The following is a 2,363-nucleotide window of genomic DNA, read 5'->3' as shown; positions in this document are numbered from 1 at the left end:
GGGGGCTCCATCCCGTGGGGGGGGGGGGGGGTGTTTGGTACCGCGCGGGGGGCCCCCTGTTCCCCACACACCACCCCAACCCCGCCGCCCCCCGCGGGCCTGGCCGTCGAGCTGCGCAGCGCCGGGGTGCTTGCATGAGCAGCCCCGAAGGACGCCGCCCGCGTCGCACCGCGTCCCGCGCCGCCGGCGCACCCGCCCCGGTTCCGGCCGAGTCGAAGCCGCCGGTAGCCGAAACCCCGGCCGCGCCGCGCGAGACCAAGGCCGCCCAGGCCGAGGCTCCGGCCGTGAAGACCGAAGCTCCGGCCGCACAGGCTGCCGCGCCGGCCGAGGCCGCGGAGACCCGGAACGGCCGCTCGCGCAACGGTTCCGCCGAACGTGCGAGAGCCGCCCAGACCAAGGCCGCCGCGTCCGCCGAGTCCGCGCCCGCCAAGGCGCGACAGGACGATTCCGCGCCCAAGTCGCGCCCCTCGGAGCGTTCGCGCAAGCCCGGCGGCGGTGGCCGTTCGCGCCAGTCCGGTCGCGGAGAGCGCACCGATCAGCAGCCCTCGCAGCAGCAGCGCCGCTCGATGCCCGCCCCGCCGCAGGCCCCCAAGGGCGGCCTGCGCGTGTTCGCCCTCGGCGGCATCGGTGAAATCGGCCGCAACATGACCGTTTTCGAGTACGGCGGCAAGCTGCTCATCATCGACTGCGGCGTGTTGTTCCCCGAGGATCAGCAGCCGGGCGTCGACCTGATCCTGCCGGACTTCGGTCCCATCGAGAACCGCATCGACGACGTCGAGGCCGTGATCCTGACCCACGGGCACGAGGATCACATCGGCGCGGTGCCGTTCCTGCTGCGCCTGCGCCGCGACATCCCGGTGATCGGCGCGAAGTTCACCCTCGCCCTGGTGGCCGCCAAGTGCCGCGAACATCGCCTGCAGCCCAAGCTGATCGAGGTCATCGAGGGCCAGCGCACCCAGCACGGCCCGTTCGACTGCGAGTACTTCGCGGTCAACCACTCGATCCCGGACGCGCTCGCCATCGCGGTGCGTACCCCCGCGGGCATGGTGCTGCACACCGGCGACATCAAGCTGGATCAGCTGCCGCTGGACGGCCGTCTCACCGACCTCGCGGGCTTCTCGCGCCTCGGTGACGAGGGCGTCGACCTGTTCCTGGTCGACTCCACCAACGCCGAGGTCCCGGGCTTCGTCACGCCCGAGCGTGAGATCGGCCCTGTGCTGGACAACGTGATCGGCAAGGCCAAGGGCCGGGTCATCGTGGCGTCCTTCGCTTCACATGTGCACCGCATCCAGCAGGTGGTGGACGTGGCCAAGCGCTACGACCGCCGCATCTGCTTCGTCGGCCGCTCCATGGTCCGCAACATGCAGATCGCGGTGGACCTGGGCTACCTCGACATTCCGGACGGGCTGGTCGTCGACATCGATCAGGCCGCCAACCTGCCCGTGCACAAGCTGGTGCTGATCTCGACCGGCTCGCAGGGCGAACCGCTGTCCGCGCTCTCGCGCATGGCCCGCGGCGATCACCGCCAGATCAACATCCGCGCCGACGATCTCGTGGTGCTGGCGTCCTCGCTCATCCCCGGCAACGAGAACGCCGTCTTCGCGGTGGTCAACGGCCTGGCCCGCGTGGGCGCGACCGTGGTCACCCAGCAGAACGCGAAAGTCCATGTCTCCGGGCATGCTTCGGCGGGTGAGCTGCTGTACCTGTACAACGCGGTGCGGCCCACCAATGCCATGCCGGTGCACGGTGAATGGCGGCACCTGCGCGCCAACGCCGCGCTCGCGGTGGCCACCGGCGTGCCGGAGGAGCGGGTCGTGCTGGCCGAGAACGGCGTCGTGGTCGATCTCGTCGACGGCATCGCCTCGATCACCGGCCGGGTTCCGGTCGGCCAGGTCTACGTGGACGGCCTCTCGGTCGGCGACGTCGGCGAATCCACCCTCTCGGACCGTCTGGTCCTGGGGGAGGGCGGCTTCATCTCGATCACCGTCGCCATCGACGCCACCACCGGCAAGGCGGTCAGCTCGCCGGGCGTCAGCGGTCGCGGTTTCTCCGACGATCCCGACGCCCTGGCCGATACCCACGAATTGGTCGAGGCGGAGTTGCGCCGCCTGGCCAACGAGGGCGTGACCGACACCCACCGCATCGCCCAGAGCGTGCGCCGCGTGGTCGGCCGCTGGGTCGCGGAGAAGTACCGCCGCCGCCCGATGATCGTCCCCACGGTCATCGGCGTCTAGCTCGACCGCCCGAAAGGGCAAGCGCCACAACCCGGAAGCGCCCGGCAGCACCCGCTGGCGGGGGCGTGCGCGGGGTGGCCAGGTAGGTAGTGCGTGGGGTAGGGGAAGAGTGTGGGGGGGAGTGTGTTG

At 71.3% G+C, this 2,363-nt stretch carries 1 protein-coding gene; it reads left to right on the top strand.

Translation table 11 applies throughout. The features are described 5' to 3' along the window. Positions 1 to 134: 134 nt before the first annotated feature. Positions 135 to 2,234 carry a ribonuclease J gene (locus tag ABZ319_RS40320; protein ID WP_354991866.1) on the top strand — a complete coding sequence of 700 codons (2,100 nt, stop codon included), beginning with the start codon at positions 135 to 137 and terminating at the stop codon, positions 2,232 to 2,234. Positions 2,235 to 2,363 lie beyond the last annotated feature (129 nt).

The sequence above is a fragment of the Nocardia sp. NPDC005978 genome (assembly GCF_040614455.1).
Classification (GTDB): domain Bacteria; phylum Actinomycetota; class Actinomycetes; order Mycobacteriales; family Mycobacteriaceae; genus Nocardia.
Note: the sequence above shows the minus strand (reverse complement) of the source record. Positions and strands in the feature narration are given on the sequence as shown.

Coding starts and splice junctions, on each gene's coding strand:
- ABZ319_RS40320 (WP_354991866.1), top strand. CDS start 135: ATGAGCAGCCCCGAAGGACGCCGCCCGCGTCGCACCGCGTCCCGCGCC.